Consider the following 16510-nt stretch of genomic DNA (forward strand, 5'->3'; position numbering starts at 1 on the left):
GTAACGACTGAACAACTGAGACGATTTAATAAAGCTGAGATAAAAATTCACTTGTAACCTTTATCCCAGCTCTAAGTTTTAAATCATTATAACCTTTGCTTTACACGCTGCGAGTTGCCATCGCAGGTGATATTTTGGCCGCCTTCATCGCTGGCACTATGACCGCCAAAGTAGTAACCACTAACAAACCTACAATAGCCGCTATTGGATAGCTAATGGGTAACATAGGCAAACTGTATAAACTCATCAGCTGCTGGCCTAGTTGCAATGACAGTAAGCCACCGATGATGCCACCAGCAATACAAATCAGATAGTTTTCCACCATAAAGTAGTTCACTATATCGCGCTTTTTCGCCCCTAATGCACGTCGCGTACCTATCTGTTTAGTGCGGCGCTGAATGTTAAACATCACCATTCCTGTCAAACCTAGCGCAGTAATCAGTAGTAATAGAATCACCATCATACTGAGCAATGTCGCCATTAAGCGGTGATTGTTATAAGTCTCTTTTTTCATATCAATCAGCGATGAAAAGCCATCAACCACCCGATTAGGATTTTCTGCGAGGAAGGCTTTAACAATGGTCTCTTCCAAAGCCGGAATATGTTCAGGCAATGCTCGAACAATATAGGTTTTGTTTTTAAAGCCACCACCAAAATCGATATTTTGAATCACACTGTATTCAAAGTTTGAATGATTCACCCATGCACCTTGGAGCTTATCTATCACACCAATAATTTCGATAGTTTGCTTACCTTGATACATGGTCTTGCCGATTGGCGATTCATCTCCCCAAAAAGCGGTTGCTAGTGGTTGAGACACCATCGCCACCATGCCGTTTTGATCTAACTGAGTGTTAATTTCTTCTGGGCGGAAGTTACGCCCTTCAACCAGTTTTGCGCCCATGGTTTCAAGTAAATGTTCGTTACCTAAATACAAGGCAAACCCAGGTGTACTTTCAGCGGTATCTTGATCAGGACCGTCCACATAACGGTCCATCCAACCACTGCCACTCAGTGGCATCATATTGGTGGAGCTTGCCGCAATCACATTTGGCAAGCCACGTAATATCTGTTGGTCGATAACATTTTGCTGCACATTGTCGATTGCTGGGTCAAAGTTGTACACATTAAAGCTTAAAATCTGCTCTTCAATTAAACCCGACTCACGCTGCATCATGGTAAGGCGCTCGTGAATAATAAAGCTCGCATTCGCTACAATCGCCACTGATAAAATAATCTGCAATAGCAGTAATACTGGGCCGCTTTTGCTGCGCATTAAACTCGATAAAATAGGTTTGATATGTAACATGTCGAATTCCTTTCTGGGTTCATTATTGCGCTTTTAAGTACACACTTGGTTTAGTACGGCATACGACCCATGCAGGGTAAATTCCGGCAATAATGGCGGTAGAAATGGCAATAAGTGGTGTGATGATCCACATACTGGCATCAAGCCCGGTCACGCTTTCTTTCATATTGAATTCAGCATGTAACATAGACAGTGCCCCCCAAGCCCATAACAGGCCAACAATGCCGCCAATAAAACCAATAATGCCCACTTCAACCATATATTGACTGAATATCTGTGCACGGCTAGCGCCAATCGCGCGGCGTACCCCGACTTCTGGCGCTCGCTTTAAAAACTTAGTGAGCAATAATCCTAAAATATTGACCAAACACACACTGAGAAACAGCACACTCAAGCCCACTAACACCTTGTTGTCCTCAGGGACCACATCATTATTTTCAAGCCATAATTCAATGTTACTGATTTGGAATGATTCAGCAGGTGTTTTGGCGGTATCAGTAAAGCGGCCAAAGTTTCTTTGCTGCTCGACATAACGGCTTAACCAAGATTCCAGTTGTGACTTTTGGTCTTCGTTTTCAAGGAAAGTCCAAAACTGCAGCCAAGTTTTTTCAGAATTTAAGCGGTCTTGGTAAGTCAACATCGGCTCAAATTTCCAGCCACTGGTGTTGCCCCACACATCAAACTCTTCTTGCTCTGCCAATAAGAAAGGAATAAAGATTTCTTCAGCATCGTTAAACGCGCCATTAAGCGGGTCGTAGTATTTAGGTTGCGGGTTCCACTCTTTAATCACCCCTACAATTTGATAAGGCTTACGGTTTAGGTAAATCGTTTTACCCACACTGTTTTGACCATCAAAAAAGGTTTGATTGAGCTTTTCACCAATAACGACTTGATAAGCAGGTTGGCTATCTACTGTTTTATCCCAAGCGTTACCGTACAAAAATGGCACGTCGAAGATGCTAAAAAAATCACTGTCGGTGACGCGCACGCTTTCTAGGATCGGATCGATATTAGGATCATCTGACTGCATTGCTAAGCCCGTTCGAAATGTCGCGGCTTTTAATCCCAGTTCATTGTTATTACGTAAGTTAATCACATCGGTATAGGTAATATTAGATTGAAAGTCATCCCATGTATCTAAACCCTGACTCCATAATTGGATTGAATTGATGTTATCGCTTCGTTCACCAGCCGGGTTATAGGACATGGTTTTATACACATTCAAAGTCGTAATAGTAATGCCAATACCAATCGAAATTGCCAATACCATTAACATAGATAACATCGGCGTCTTTTTGATGCTGCGCCAAGCAAGATCGCAATAATATAAAAACATAAGCTTATCTCCTGCTTGAATTAACAGTCGCTACTCGCGGCTTTTTGTAAACCTGCTGCTTGTGTTAAGTCAGATACGAGCGATTGGTCGGCTTTTTGGTACATTGAAAAATCACACACCTGACCATCAACAATTTGAATATTGCGCTGCGCGCGGCGTGCAAGCTCTGCATCATGAGTCACCATAATAATCGTGGTACCGGTTTGGTTAATATTCTCTAGTAGCTCCATCACTTGGCGCGCCATTAAGCTGTCTAAATTACCGGTTGGCTCATCGGCCAGTAAAAAGCGTGGTTCACCCGCTAGCGCTCTGGCAATGGCTACACGTTGCTGCTGTCCACCAGATAATTGAGTTGGCAAATGCTTCATTCTTGCGGCTAGACCCACTTGCTCAAGTGCAGATTCGACTCGACGTTGACGCTCAGCGCGATTAAAGCCACGATAACGCAGTGGTACTTCAACATTTTCAGCAAGGTTTAAATCAGGGATAAGATTAAAGCCCTGGAAAATGAAACCGATTTTCTCGTTTCTTACTTTTGCACTCAGGTTGTCATTCAAGTTAGATACGTTCACTCCATCAAGGCTAAATTCACCCGAGGTAAAGCCTTCAAGCAAACCGGCAATATTCAAAAAAGTGGTTTTACCTGAGCCAGACGGGCCAGTGACGGCAACAAACTCACCTTCCTCAACCTCCAGATTAAAATCACGTAACGCATGGGTTTCAACTAAATCCGTTTTAAATACTTTGCTAATATTTTTCATTGATAACATGTGTTCTTTCCTTGTTTAACTAGCTGATGCTCTAGCGCTAGTTATCATTCGTTATTCGGTAAATTGTTTATTCGGTAAATTGGTTATTTAAATGGTTACTTACAGCACTAGAAATGCACAATAATGTGTATGGCAGTGGCAAAATCTAACTCAAATAACACTTGCACCATGTCACTGCTTAAGCCGTAGCTAACTTGTTCAGACAGCTGGTCTGTGAGGTCAATAATTTGAAAGCTAAACGACAACCAATTAAAGGTTTCATCAATTCGGTAACTCACGGCTAGGCTCAGTAACATCAATGCGATAAAGCCAGTCATTGGTTTTGTTTGAGGTAATTTCATTGTGGTGTCCTTACTTAATTCAGTCGTAATCCACTAGGGTTAATATCTATCTAATTTGAATCTGTTCATCGTTTCTGAAAGCTTCCGTGCCTGAAACTACCCACACATCGCCTTCTTTCCCGCCATCGACCACTTCCACTTGGCTCATACTTCTCGCACCTAGGATAACTGGGGTTTTAATCGCCATATCATCATTCATTACAAATGCTGTTGAGCCCCCACGATTTAAAAAGTCACCGCGTTTTATCATTAATACATTAGGGCGATTTTCCAGTAACACACGTGCAGATAAACGTTGGTTCTGACGAAGTGATAATGTGTTATCTGCGCTAAAACGAACTCGCGCTGTCACCTCGCGATTTCTCACTTCTGGTGAAATTGACGCTAAATGCCCCATGACATTGATGCTGCCAAAGCTCAGTTCAACATCCATTCCAATTCCTAAGTCATCAGCATAAGATTCCGGTACGGCAAGCTCAGCTTCAAAGGCACTTAAATCAACCACAGTTAAGATGGGGAGGCTGGCACCAATCCGCGCTTTTTGTTCAACTAACCAATTACCAATAATGCCTTTAACGGGAGCCTTGATATCGAGTGCCGCAATTTGACGTGCCAGCTCTGTAACGACTAAGGCTTGTCTATCAACTTCTAATGCGCGGTTTTTAAGCTCAAAAGTTAAGGTATCGCGCATCAAATCCACTTCTTGAATGGCATGCTTGTGTAATAGTTTGGCTTTATGGAGATCATCTTTGCCTTTTTCAAAATCAATTCGACTAATAAGACTGTTTTGAATCAATTGATCGCCGCGGCGACTCTCTCTGTCTGCCGCTTCTAAATCAACTTTGGCCATATCTAATACTTGGCTCACTCGCAATTGTTCACGTCGAGCATCCAGTTTGGCGCGCTCTAAATCACTCTCCATTGCCGCAAAAACTGACTGCTCTTGCTGAAAGCTGCTACGTAATCTTGGGCTATCAATTTGGGCAACCACTTGGTCTTGTTCAACTTCATCACCAGGTTGGCTGAGTAGTGTCACGACACCTTGTTCAGTGCTGTATAAAATTGGCGCATTGGCGGCAACAATTTTACCCGTTGTAGCAATATCTCTGACTAAGGTGCCACGGGTGATAGTAGCTAAACGTAAGTCTTTACCTTCAATAGAACGAATCGAAGAATCATGGCCAAGACTTGCCCACACTAACGCGCTCATTAACAAGCCAACTGTGCCAATAATGATGGGCATACGCAGTTTTTTAGATGCACTTGCTTTAATGACCGTATCTTGTCCGCTGGTATCTTTAATCATCTCAGTTCCTTGAAACTCACTAGCTGCTTTTTGTTTATAGGGTTTTATATTTACAAGGTTGCCTAGTTGCAAATAATGTCCGTTTAAACCCATCTAGCATGCTGTATCTGTATTGTTACCTTGATATAGCACAGGCTGTGCCAATTAATTAAATACAAATAATTTCATAAACTTAAGTTAATTATGGAAGTAATAAACAATTGAAATGTGTCCGCGGACACCCTGTAAAAGTGTCCGAATGGACACTTTGAATGGGTTTAAAGTAAAAAGTGTCCGAGTGGACACTTTGAGTGGGTTTAGAGTAAAAATGTGTACGCTGGGTTAGTGATGACTGTGTAGCGATTACTGCGTGGCCCTTACCTTATCCAGCAACTCGCAAAGTGCTTGCACACCTAGAATCGCACGCGGTGATGCTCGATGCAGTAAGTCGGCATTTAACTGATATATATGCTCATTTTTAACCGCTGGCAACTCTGGCCACTTCGACCAATCGACACCAATCACATTACCTTCATCTTGGCTTTGTAAGATGACTTCTGCACCAGTAAGCAGGACATTTTCAACACTGATTTGTGGATACTCGCTGGCAGCATCAATAAAAACATTATCCCCATGACAAGCACTGATAATATGCTCAATCCAACTGCCTTTAGATACTGTCATTAATGGCGTCGACCAGAGCTGATAAAACACTTTTACAGCAGATTTTTGCTGGTTTTCCATGCGGATGCTAGATAATTGCTGGCGATAATCATCTGCAACTTGTTTGGCTTGTAATTCGTTACCTGTTAGCTCACCTAGCTGCTCAAGCTCTTTTGCCACATCATCTAAGCTTTTTGGGTCGCTATTGAATACCTTAAAACCTAGCTGAGTTAATTGGCTAATATCTTCCATTTTATTACCGCTTTGCCACACCACAATCAAATCAGGGTTGAGCTCAATCACTCTCTCCATTTGAATACCATAATAACCCCCAATACTTGGGATACTCTTAGCTTGTTCAGGAAAGTCTGCATGATCCGTGGTAGCAACAATCGTCTCGCCAGCGCCAATGGCATAAAGCATTTCAACCGCATGAGGAGATAAAGCAATGACTCGCTTTGCAGGAACTGTCGGTTCAGCAGATACAGGGGAACAATATGAAGTGAGAAATAGGGTAAAAGTGATAGTTAATAAAACAGAGCGAATAACGGAGTGAGTCACTGAAATACCTTTTATAAATTTGAGTTTGAATATGAGTAGCAAGCTCATCATTAGGAGCACAATACACTGTAAACCATATTGTGCTTATTCTAACAATTTTACCTTAGCTTAATGAGTTAGTTTAATGAGTTAACTTAATGATTTAATTTAATGACTTATAAAACCAACTCTGTTGGCCAGCCAAACTTATTCACCAAATCTTGAAGGTTTTTAGGACGATATTTCTCATCACTATCCCAACGTTGTTTCACTGATTGATGGATCAGCATTGGCTCGCCCATTGGCGCCATATCTCGATATAGTTTGCGTTTAATACGATAAAAATTGCGGCGGGAATTATGCAATTTAGCTAAAGGCGCGGCTGATACTTGATCAATCAAGTGCGACTCAATGGTTAGCTTTTTAGCTTGAGCCTCGCCTAGCATCCACAATAACGCGTTATCCGATAACATCTGCCCTTGGTTATCGGGTTGATAACTACCACCAATATTACTGTGTGCACCAGCAAACCAGACCTGCTTCATATCCATAGTATCTCTTGGCTGCCAAATTGTTGGTTCAAAATCTTGTCGATGTTCATCAATAGCTAATGCATGACGGGCCACTTTGACATTACTGCCAATTTTAGTGTCATAGAACTCATCTTTATCTTCAAATAAGCCTAAGAATGAGCTGGGGATCCCCATTGCGCCAACAGTATCCCACACTCCGACGAACTCAATGTCACGTGATGGGTGAGAAAATTCTTGCCTAAACGCCAATGACTTCGCACCTTCTGGCGCATAGCTTTTAGCTTGGGTTTTATAATGCTCAAAAGCTTGTTGAATGAGTTTTGCATCAGGACGCTTTACGATTCCGCAGTTGTTAATCAGTCCACAAAGGCAGCGCATAGTGTATGAACCACGGCTAAAGCCAAATAAATATATTTCATCGCCTGGTTGATAGTTCTGCACTATATAACGGTAGCCATCTAGAATATTCTTATGCAGCCCTCTTCCTGTCGCGCCGCCGATGACTTTGTCGTAGTACGAACCCACTCCCCAGTCGTAAAATACTTGCTGTGGCTTACCATCTGTCGCTACAGGGCTAATCGCTCTGGCGAGTCTCAGCACGTTAGTTGCCTGATCTTCATTAATGTCTTCTTCAGGGCGATTCCAAGTGCCATCAGCACAAATAATAATCCGTTTATTCATTTTTATTCCTTGGTCGCTTACAACTGATAACTAATGCTATATAAGGTTCACTTTCAACATGGGCAACATGTTACCAAAATCATTTTGTTCGACTTTTAGACAATAGTCATTCCTGCAAAAGTATCGTTTACTGATTAATCCTGAATAACTAAATGCTAAAGCAGTAAAAGGAATGCCCATGTTAACAACTGAACAATCGGTGTTAGTGATCATTGATGTCCAAGGCAAGCTTGCTCAAGTCATGCAACAATCACCTGAATTACATAAGCAACTCGGCATTTTGATTCAAGGAGCTCAGTTATTTGATATGCCTATTTTATGGGTGGAGCAGCTCCCTGATAAATTAGGCGGAACCACTGCTGAGTTAGCAGAACTGTTAAGTAAAACGACTCAGGTCATCCCAAAATCTTTTTTCAGTGCTTGGCAAAGCCCTGATTTTCAGCAGCAACTGGCCAGACTTAATCGCTGCAATATCATTCTTGCAGGTATTGAAACCCATGTGTGTGTTTATCAAACCTGCCAAGACTTACTGGCTAATCGTTATAACGTTCACTTAGTTGCCGACGCTGTATCGTCACGCACCAGCGAAAATAAGCAGCTAGGGATCCAAATGATGACCCAATTAGGCGCGAGGATAACCAACACTGAGTCTTGTTTGTTCGAGCTTCAACATCAAGCCAGTGGAGAGCGTTTCAAGTCTCTTCTAAAGTTAATAAAGTAATTAATAAAGTAATTAATAAATCAATTAATAAATCAATTAATTTAATAACTTAACATACCATGACAATTGTCATCGACTCTAATGACAATATTCACTTACCGCAAAAAGGCAAGTTTAATAGACTTATTCCATCGACATAACACATCGGTTTGAAGACTTTGATCATTACAGTCATTTAAAAGGAGCACGTCATGGGATGGGAACATATCGCAATATTAAGTCTATGTATTGGCGCAATTAATCAATTAGTGCCAGTACTTTTAGCCTTAATCGAGAAAGAAAAAAGCTAATACCGAAGTAAACGATGAGGAGTTACTCTCCTAGTTTTTACTAAGAACACCTTTTTAGCTAAAAGCACATTTTTTAACTAAGAGCGCCTTGGGTGCTCTTTTTTATTTTTAGTGAAAAAGTGAGCTTTAATAAAGCCAGTGTCACCTAAAGTGGACAGTGGCTTTATTAAATTTGTATTATTTTTGTTCAATTTGAACATCTGGATTTTGTAATGAGCTAAACTAGTTGATAGTTTTATGGAAATGATTGTATTTCTGTTATTATTTACAACCAAATAATCATAATTTAGTGGATTAGCATCAGTCTATCCAAGTTCATATGCCATAGGTAAAAATATGATTAACCACTTCACAGTCCTCGGCGTTAAAGCCAGTGCCAAAGAAGACGAAATAAAGAAGGCCTATAAACGTTTATCAAATAAGTTTCATCCCGATAAACTGATTAATGCTTCAGAAGAAGAAAAACATCTCGCAGCCCAGCAGTTGCATCGAGTAAAAGATGCCTATGATGTTTTGTCTGATAAGAAATTAAGAACGGCCTTTATTAAAGATTTTAATAATGTCATCGTAACCAATCCTACAGCGGCAATGACCGAGCTGTGGGACCAATTTTATTCTTGAGAACCCCATGAGCAAACCACTTAATATCTCACGTATTAATGAGTTAAAAAATAATGCCTATGACAATATCGAGTCGTATAACGATCCCGATAGCCCAGAAGCATTAGCTAAATTCACTGACTCAATGAAAGCGATTTTGTTAGCCGACCCGTCGATGCTTGCAGCTGTGCCAGAATACTTGCCTGTTGCCCTATTCAATCGCGTTCGCTTTTCAGATGCCGCTAAAACCAAGTGGGCGACATGGATAGATACTTCGACGATGCCGTCGTGGGATGAGTTTAAAGTTACGATTCAATTTAATAATGACGATGTACCTTTAGTTCTTGCTGTGCGCAAATATTCAGAAGAATTACTGATAGAAAGCTGCGCCGTCGTTTACTTGCTTAATACTCAAGATAACGTCGTCGCCCCAAGCAAGTCATTCAGCAGTTCTGATTCAGATGCGAGCGATGACGGTTATGACCCATATAATGACGATGGTGATTACGACGACAGTGATGAAGAAGGTTATTACGATCAATATGATGACGAGGAGCGCTAATGAGCAACAACCTTATTGAACTTACCGCTGCAGAGATTAAAGATCTTGCAGATGTAGAGCCGCAACAAGCTAGCAAGCGCTTCGAAATTATTGCTAATACCATGTCTGACGATCAACTTGTTGATGTTATCGAACACATGGATATTGTGACCTTGACGCAAATTAACAGTCATCACGATATCTCTTGCCCATCGATCATGTCTGAGTTGATGTCGCCAGAGCAAATTCGTGACATCGTCTGCCAGCAGCCACTGTATTGGGAAGAGCAAATCAAAACCAATGCTGATGAATTGATGCATCATACTTTTGAGTTTTTGACTTACCTGATTCGTATTCAAGGAACTGAAGAAAAACAAGCCGCTATTTTAGAATGTATTGCTGAAGATCCAGCGGGCTTATTCTACCTTTCAATTCCGTTTATTGAGCTCATTCTCGCCCCTTCAGGTGAGCAAGATGGCAATACTATTTACGAAAGTTTTGATGACGAAGATGATGGTGAAACCGTAGGTTATAGCAACTGGCAAGCAGATGAAGAAGCTCACAGTTTAGCTATGGACGACCCACGCAGTTTATACGCTCTGATTAAACAGCTGACACCAGATGTGGCTTCATCGATTAAGAATTTACTCCGCAATGAAAGCTCTGGTTGGGAGCAAATCATTGGTAAGTTCGTTAATGAGCTTGTACTGCAGGCCAAAGAGAAAAACGAAGTGGCTGATGAATACGCTGAAGTCGATGACATGTTTACTTTTCTTGATTAAGGAATCGAGTTAATGCAATTAGCATTACGTGATAATAACCAAGGTCCCTATTTCAGTCGTGTACTTGAATATGGACGTATAGAAGAACTTTTAACCGACGAACATGTCACTCAAATAAAATCCAAAGCGATTTTAATGAGTTTAAAACTGGCAGATAAGTTTTATAACAAGCATAAAATGCATTTGCTTGAGCACGCAGCCCACGATGTAATTGGTGTTGTCAGCTTGGGATTAATTGCGCTAACAGGTCAAGAGCCGGCTGGCTCAGTGGCTCTTTTGCAACAGCCTGATGGCGTGCTTAAGTGTTTTCAAAAGGGCTGGAGCATGTTGACGATAGTCAGCAAGCATATGCATGGCAATGAAAACTCCTTGTACGGTGATATTAATCCATTGTTGTTAGAAAAAATCTCGACGCCACCGGATGCGGAAGAATGGCTAGGATGGCAAGACTACCAAACAGCGTTGAAAGATCATCACAATCAAGAAGCCACTAAAGTTCTACTGGAGACTTTTTACGCTAAAGTCGAGCTTGACCCATTATTCAGCCTTGGGCTTGAAAGTGTGTTAGCAGAAGCTGTGTTGTACCGCATTATGTTTGATGATGCCAGAGTCCGTGAAGACATGAAAAAGCGCTTACGCAAAATTGAACTTGATGAAAACTGGTTCAGTATAGATGCAATCACCATCCATACTGAACGTGCATTAAGTCATTTACCTGAAACGCTGGCACAAACAATTCGTGAAGACCTAGGTAAGCATTTCTATCAAGAATTATTGCGTACACTTAAGTTTGCTAAGAAGTATCGCGAACTAGCGCTTGATGATGCTAGCCCTGAAAAACTAGAACGCTTTGAGCAAAAACATGGTTTACAGAGTGTGCTGCTAGGTTGGCAAGATACTATTGAGTTTTAAAGGCTTAATTTTAGAAACTGAATTTAGAGACTAGTTTTAAAGACTGGGTTTTAAAGATTGAGTTTTAAGAACTAAATTCTAGCTATCAAATGCTAACTTCAGAAGTCAGATAATGACTGAGTCAAATATTAAGGACAACGAAGCTAACTTCGTTGTCCTTTTTTATTACGCATTTTGCAGAAAACATCTCACTCACTATCAGGTTGATCTAAATCTAATTAAACACGTATTCTTAATAAGCCGTATTATTGAAGCAGATGGATGAAGAATGAGCCTTCAGCAGTACCTCACTTTCCTTCAAAATGAGTTGTCACTATGAGTAAAGAAGTAGCCAAAGTACCTAGTAGTCGTTTTTCAAGACTGAGTAAAATGGGTGGTCTCGCCTCTCGATTAGCTGGAAATGTATTGGTTGAAGGCGCAAAGCAGCTCAGTAAAGGCCAATCACCAAAACTTCAAGAGCTGGTTCTGACGCCTAAAAATATTTCTCAAGTGGCTGAAAAACTGGCCCAGCTTCGCGGCGCAGCAATGAAAGTCGGTCAAATGATTTCAATGGATACTGGCGACTTACTTCCTGCCGAGTTAAGTGAAATTATGGCAAGGCTACGTGATGATGCTAAAGCAATGCCCCACAAACAACTAGTCGAGATCCTCAAGCAACAATGTGGTCAGGACTGGCTAGCCCCTTTTGCACAATTTGAACTGCGCCCTTTTGCTGCGGCCTCCATCGGTCAAGTACATCTTGCTTATTTAGACTCAGGTGAAAAGCTGGCAGTTAAAATTCAATACCCTGGCATTAAAGACAGTATCGATAGCGATATTGATAATGTCGCAACCTTACTAAAAGTGGCTCAACTTGTCCCAGACCACGTACAGTTTGATAAGTTGCTCAACGAAGCAAAAGCCCAGCTTCATCATGAAGCAGACTACGAATATGAAGCAAATCTACTAAAGCAATATCAGCAATGGGTAGCAAACGATGACAGATTCATCGTCCCCAAAGTTTACGACTCGTTAAGTACTGATAGTATTTTAGTGATGGAGTTTATTGAAGGTGAAGCCATTGAAACTGTCGCTCGCCTCGACCAACAAACCCGAGATAATGTCGCAACCCAATTGTTAGCTTTATTTTTAGATGAACTATTTGAATTTAAGTTAGTGCAGACCGACCCTAATTTCGCCAACTTTATGTATCAAGCAAGCAATGACAAAATCGTGCTTTTAGACTTCGGCGCAACTCGTTCTATCTCTGACACACTTTCGGCAGGTTATCGTAAATTGATGCAAGGGGCGATGACTAGCGATAAAGCATTGATGACACAAGCCGCTTCCGAGATTGGCTTCTTTCAAAAAGACATTACTCCTGAACAGCAACAACTCATCGTCGATATTTTCTATCAAGCATGTGAGCCGCTGAGAAGTGAAGCTGAATATGACTTTGCTAGCAGTAATCTTGCAAAGCGCATTACCGATGCAGCTAAATCGATGAGCACTAAACCAGATGAGTGGCACACCCCACCTACAGATGCGATTTTTGTGCACCGAAAACTAGCTGGTATATACCTTCTCGCTTCACGAATAAACGCCAAAGTAGACGTTAAAAAGCTCTTTCTAAGCCATCAATAATGCCACTAAGATTATCTTTCTCAACAAAGATTAACCTGAACTTTCTCAGTTATTGTTTAAATCTGGCTGAGTTATGGCAGTATAGAAATTCAGTAAAATAAGCTATTGCTATGCTTATGCTCGCCAGCGGTTAATCATTCGAGACTCTTATATGTCCACTTTCTTCATTAAAAAGTCCACTCAGTTATTGACTAAGTTAGTTTGTATTAGCATCGCGGCTGTCGCTTCTTTAATTCCTGCTCAAGCAAACGCTAATTCAATTTCTGATTCAAGTACAAGTTCAGATTTAGTCCAAACACAGGAACAGCCAGTTAAGGGTGAGTTAACCATTACGCCATTATCAGAGACTTTATTTGTCCATGAATCTTTTATGCAAACCCAACAATATGGTTTTGTTGGCTCCAATGGCCTCATTCTCGTTGATGCTAACAAAGCCTATTTAATTGATACACCATGGAGCGAAACTGATACTGAAAAATTAGTTGAATGGATTAAACAGCAAGGCTTTTCATTAGAGGCTAGCGTTTCAACTCACTCCCATGACGATCGCACTGCTGGAATAGATTATTTAAATCGCATTGGCGTTGCTACCTACGCTTCTGAACACACCAATAAACTGCTTGAACAAGCGGGTAAAGCGACAGCAAACCACAGCTTTAAAGAGGGGCAATTCGACTTTGTTGAAGACAAAATTGAAGTCCACTTTGTTGGAGCTGGGCATACTGTCGATAATCTCGTAGTGTGGTTTCCTCAATCAAAATTGCTTTATGGAGGCTGCTTAGTCAAAAGCCTTGGCAGCAAGAGTTTGGGTTATTACGGCGAAGCTGATTTAGACGCTTGGCCAAAGTCGATTAGCAATTTACAAACTCAATTTAGTCAAAGTGTTCAAGTACTTCCAGGACACGGAAAAATGGGCGATCAACAGCTACTAAGCCACACTATTTGGTTACTGGAACAACACGCAGCTAAAACAGCCACACAGTCCAAATAGCCCAAATAGCCCAAATAGCCCAAATAGCCCAAATAGCCCAAATCACCATGGAAACTAAACAACTTATGCAATAAAAAATGACAATCCACTGTCCTACTAAGACGTGAATAATCATATTTCTAGCTAAAATATCCCAGCTATATTTTGGTTTATTTTAAATACCCACACGGAGAGTTAACTATGTTCAGCCATATTATGATCGGTGCTAATGACATCGAAACATCAAAGAAGTTTTATGATGCAACATTAGCCACACTAGGTCATGCACCTGGCAATATAGACCCTAAAGGTCGCTGTTTTTACATCACAGATACGGGTATTTTTGCGTTAACAAAACCAATAAATGGCGAGAGTGCCAGTCACGGAAATGGCACCACAGTAGGCTTTGCTGCTAAAAGTGAAGAACAAGCATTGGCTTGGCATGCTGCAGGACTCGCTAATGGTGGCGTCACATGTGAAGAATTACCAGGTTACCGTGAGTCGCCAATGGGACCATTATTTTTAGGCTATTTACGTGATCCTGCCGATAATAAGATTTGTGTACTTTATCGTCCTAAGTAATCAATAAATAATCAGTAATAGATAGAAAAAACGATTCAAAATAAGCTGGGTTCGCTCAGCTTTTTTAATTCAATTACATGCCATTTAGCGCCAATCAAGGTAAACTTAGCCCACAAAAACTTAAGATGAAAACAAAGTCGATAACGAATGAGTTTGCCATACTCAAGCGTCATTTTCCGTTAGCATTTTATATTAACCCCCGTATCTAGATTCAGTTCCGGTTTCAGCTAAACAGTTTAAGGCTTTCTTTCATGTCACAATTCGGTCCACTTTTTACGCCTTTTAATGAATCGATTGCTGATATCCCCTTACCGGAAAAGTTTACCTTCCCTTTCTATTATCAGCCTCACCCTTTAGCTGTGCTTGCTGCAGAGCAACTACAGCAACATCTGCTCCAACAAACCGATTGGCAGCACAACTTTGGTTTAGAACAGCAAACCAAACCTTGCAAACAGGCGCAAAAACTTAAGCCCATTGGCAAAATGTTTGGCGTATTGGTCGTTAAAAATACTCAAGGTGAAATCGGCTATTTATCTGCTTTTTCTGGAAAAATCGCTGACCAAAATATATTGCCTAATTTTGTGCCTCCCGTGTTTGACATGCTTAGCAAAGACAGCTTTTTCAAACTTGAATACGAAGAAATAAATCAGTTAAGTCATAAGCTTAAGTTATTAGAATCTCACCCTGAACTAGCGAAGCTTAAGCAAGCGTTAACTACCGTTACTGACGCTGCAGAGCAAGCAATTGCAGAACATCGTAAGCTGATGATTGAAAATAGAAAAAGCCGTAAAGCGCAGCGAAATAATTTAGCAGGCCTGTCAGAGGAAGAGCAAACAACCATCTCTATTGAGATGAGTCGGCAGAGCGTTGAAGATAAGCACCAACTAAGCACGTTGAAGCGAGAATGGGGTGCAAAAGTAGAACACGCTAAGCAACTATTTGATGAGATAGCCAATCAAGTACAAAGTGTTAAACAGCAACGTAAACAGTTGTCGAATGCACTCCAAAATAAATTATTCTCACAGTATGATTTTTTAAATATTAAAGGGGAATGTCGCGATCTAAACGACATTTTTCATGATGCGCCTAATCATCAGCCACCAGCAGCAGCGGGGGAATGCGCAGCGCCTAAGTTACTTCAATACGCCTTTAAGAATGCACTAACCCCTATTGTTATGGCTGAGTTTTGGTGGGGGGTGTCACCTAAGTCTGAAATTAAACAGCATCAAAACTATTATCCAGCTTGTCATGGCAAGTGCCGTCCAATATTAGGCCATATGCTCGAAGGGATGGAGGTCGATGAAAACCCGCTGTTAACCAACCCAGCACAAGGCGTAGATTTACCTATTGTTTATCAAGATCCGTATATTGTTATCGTTAATAAACCCGCAGAGTTCCTCTCAGTGCCGGGTAAGAATATTACCGATTCAGTTTTCAGCCGCATGAAGAAAAAATTTCCAGATGCGACCGGCCCGCTTATTGTTCACCGATTAGATATGTCTACATCTGGGCTCATGGTCATTGCTTTGTCAAAAGAAGTGAATAAACACTTAGTTCAGCAATTTATCAATCGAACAGTGACAAAGCGGTATATTGCTAAAATCGACGGTGTTCTTACCCAAGAGAGTGGCACGATTAGCTTACCTCTAAGGGTAGACTTAGATGACAGACCTAAACAACTTGTTTGCTACGAATACGGTAAGCATGCTGAAACATATTGGCAAAAAGTGGCTAGCGAAAGCAGCTACAGTTTAGTGCATCTTTATCCTAAAACGGGCCGAACTCATCAATTGAGAGTTCATTGTGCTCATCATGACGGATTACATATGCCAATTTTAGGTGATGATTTGTATGGTAAAACAGAAAATCGTCTATATTTACATGCCCAACGTTTAGCCTTTAACCACCCACACACCAATCAGCCTATGACGTTTGAAGTCAACGCCGACTTCGAATAATACAGCCGTTTAAAACAACTATTTAAATGGTCAAAAAAATGGCTACCCTTGCTCTGCGAAAAAACTTATAAAA

General features: G+C 41.0%; 16 protein-coding genes. 9 read left to right on the plus strand and 7 right to left on the minus strand.

Annotated features, from left to right (window positions below):
* Positions 1-100 precede the first annotated feature (100 nt).
* The 7 genes from L2735_RS07575 to L2735_RS07605 form a co-directional block, all read right to left on the minus strand.
* Positions 101-1309 (minus strand): FtsX-like permease family protein, encoded by a 1209-nt coding sequence (locus tag L2735_RS07575; RefSeq protein ID WP_248984120.1) that lies wholly within the window; start codon positions 1307-1309, stop codon positions 101-103.
* Positions 1310-1331: 22 nt separating this feature from the next.
* Positions 1332-2645 (minus strand): ABC transporter permease, encoded by a 1314-nt coding sequence (locus L2735_RS07580; protein ID WP_248984121.1) that lies wholly within the window; start codon positions 2643-2645, stop codon positions 1332-1334.
* A gap of 20 nt (positions 2646-2665) precedes the next feature.
* A complete protein-coding gene (locus tag L2735_RS07585) occupies positions 2666-3415 on the minus strand; it encodes an ABC transporter ATP-binding protein (RefSeq protein ID WP_248984122.1) in 750 nt (249 codons plus the stop codon).
* 107 nt (positions 3416-3522) lie between these two features.
* On the minus strand, positions 3523-3756 hold the full coding sequence (locus L2735_RS07590; protein WP_248984123.1) for a hypothetical protein: 234 nt from the start codon (positions 3754-3756) through the stop codon (positions 3523-3525).
* A 46-nt stretch (positions 3757-3802) separates the two neighbouring features.
* Entirely contained in the window at positions 3803-5062 is a 1260-nt protein-coding gene (locus L2735_RS07595; RefSeq protein WP_248984124.1) for an efflux RND transporter periplasmic adaptor subunit, read from the minus strand.
* A gap of 342 nt (positions 5063-5404) precedes the next feature.
* Positions 5405-6229, minus strand: a complete 825-nt coding sequence (locus tag L2735_RS07600; RefSeq protein ID WP_248984179.1) for a cobalamin-binding protein — start codon at positions 6227-6229, stop codon at positions 5405-5407.
* A 191-nt stretch (positions 6230-6420) separates the two neighbouring features.
* Complete coding sequence (locus L2735_RS07605; RefSeq protein WP_248984125.1) at positions 6421-7458, minus strand: T6SS phospholipase effector Tle1-like catalytic domain-containing protein; 1038 nt, start codon at positions 7456-7458, stop codon at positions 6421-6423.
* A gap of 178 nt (positions 7459-7636) precedes the next feature.
* Between L2735_RS07605 and L2735_RS07610 the strand changes: the two genes are divergently transcribed.
* The 9 genes from L2735_RS07610 (at position 7637) to L2735_RS07650 (ending at position 16437) form a co-directional block, all read left to right on the plus strand.
* Positions 7637-8179, plus strand: coding sequence for a hydrolase (locus L2735_RS07610; protein ID WP_248984126.1), 543 nt, complete (start codon positions 7637-7639; stop codon positions 8177-8179).
* A gap of 626 nt (positions 8180-8805) precedes the next feature.
* Entirely contained in the window at positions 8806-9090 is a 285-nt protein-coding gene (gene atcJ, locus L2735_RS07615) for a cold adaptation protein ActJcold adaptation protein ActJ (RefSeq protein ID WP_248984127.1), read from the plus strand.
* A 7-nt stretch (positions 9091-9097) separates the two neighbouring features.
* Entirely contained in the window at positions 9098-9631 is a 534-nt protein-coding gene (gene atcA, locus L2735_RS07620) for a cold adaptation protein AtcA (RefSeq protein ID WP_248984128.1), read from the plus strand.
* A complete protein-coding gene (gene atcB / locus L2735_RS07625) occupies positions 9631-10392 on the plus strand; it encodes a cold adaptation protein AtcB (protein ID WP_248984129.1) in 762 nt (253 codons plus the stop codon). Before atcA ends, atcB begins: the two co-directional genes overlap by 1 nt.
* A 12-nt stretch (positions 10393-10404) precedes the next feature.
* Positions 10405-11304, plus strand: coding sequence for a cold adaptation protein AtcC (atcC, locus tag L2735_RS07630; RefSeq protein ID WP_248984130.1), 900 nt, complete (start codon positions 10405-10407; stop codon positions 11302-11304).
* A 315-nt stretch (positions 11305-11619) separates the two neighbouring features.
* On the plus strand, positions 11620-12927 hold the full coding sequence (locus tag L2735_RS07635) for an ABC1 kinase family protein (protein WP_248984131.1): 1308 nt from the start codon (positions 11620-11622) through the stop codon (positions 12925-12927).
* 151 nt (positions 12928-13078) lie between these two features.
* Positions 13079-13918, plus strand: a complete 840-nt coding sequence (bla, locus tag L2735_RS07640; RefSeq protein ID WP_248984132.1) for a subclass B1 metallo-beta-lactamase — start codon at positions 13079-13081, stop codon at positions 13916-13918.
* A gap of 180 nt (positions 13919-14098) precedes the next feature.
* Entirely contained in the window at positions 14099-14479 is a 381-nt protein-coding gene (locus L2735_RS07645) for a VOC family protein (protein WP_248984133.1), read from the plus strand.
* 251 nt (positions 14480-14730) lie between these two features.
* Positions 14731-16437, plus strand: coding sequence for an RluA family pseudouridine synthase (locus L2735_RS07650; protein ID WP_248984134.1), 1707 nt, complete (start codon positions 14731-14733; stop codon positions 16435-16437).
* Positions 16438-16510: the final 73 nt, after the last annotated feature.

The sequence above is a fragment of the Shewanella olleyana genome (assembly GCF_023283825.1).
Classification (GTDB): domain Bacteria; phylum Pseudomonadota; class Gammaproteobacteria; order Enterobacterales; family Shewanellaceae; genus Shewanella; species Shewanella olleyana.

Coding starts and splice junctions, on each gene's coding strand:
- L2735_RS07575 (WP_248984120.1), bottom strand. CDS start 1,309: ATGTTACATATCAAACCTATTTTATCGAGTTTAATGCGCAGCAAAAGC.
- atcA (WP_248984128.1), top strand. CDS start 9,098: ATGAGCAAACCACTTAATATCTCACGTATTAATGAGTTAAAAAATAAT.
- L2735_RS07590 (WP_248984123.1), bottom strand. CDS start 3,756: ATGAAATTACCTCAAACAAAACCAATGACTGGCTTTATCGCATTGATG.
- L2735_RS07585 (WP_248984122.1), bottom strand. CDS start 3,415: ATGTTATCAATGAAAAATATTAGCAAAGTATTTAAAACGGATTTAGTT.
- L2735_RS07580 (WP_248984121.1), bottom strand. CDS start 2,645: ATGTTTTTATATTATTGCGATCTTGCTTGGCGCAGCATCAAAAAGACG.
- L2735_RS07595 (WP_248984124.1), bottom strand. CDS start 5,062: ATGATTAAAGATACCAGCGGACAAGATACGGTCATTAAAGCAAGTGCA.
- L2735_RS07610 (WP_248984126.1), top strand. CDS start 7,637: ATGTTAACAACTGAACAATCGGTGTTAGTGATCATTGATGTCCAAGGC.
- atcB (WP_248984129.1), top strand. CDS start 9,631: ATGAGCAACAACCTTATTGAACTTACCGCTGCAGAGATTAAAGATCTT.
- bla (WP_248984132.1), top strand. CDS start 13,079: ATGTCCACTTTCTTCATTAAAAAGTCCACTCAGTTATTGACTAAGTTA.
- L2735_RS07650 (WP_248984134.1), top strand. CDS start 14,731: ATGTCACAATTCGGTCCACTTTTTACGCCTTTTAATGAATCGATTGCT.
- atcC (WP_248984130.1), top strand. CDS start 10,405: ATGCAATTAGCATTACGTGATAATAACCAAGGTCCCTATTTCAGTCGT.
- L2735_RS07635 (WP_248984131.1), top strand. CDS start 11,620: ATGAGTAAAGAAGTAGCCAAAGTACCTAGTAGTCGTTTTTCAAGACTG.
- L2735_RS07645 (WP_248984133.1), top strand. CDS start 14,099: ATGTTCAGCCATATTATGATCGGTGCTAATGACATCGAAACATCAAAG.
- atcJ (WP_248984127.1), top strand. CDS start 8,806: ATGATTAACCACTTCACAGTCCTCGGCGTTAAAGCCAGTGCCAAAGAA.
- L2735_RS07605 (WP_248984125.1), bottom strand. CDS start 7,458: ATGAATAAACGGATTATTATTTGTGCTGATGGCACTTGGAATCGCCCT.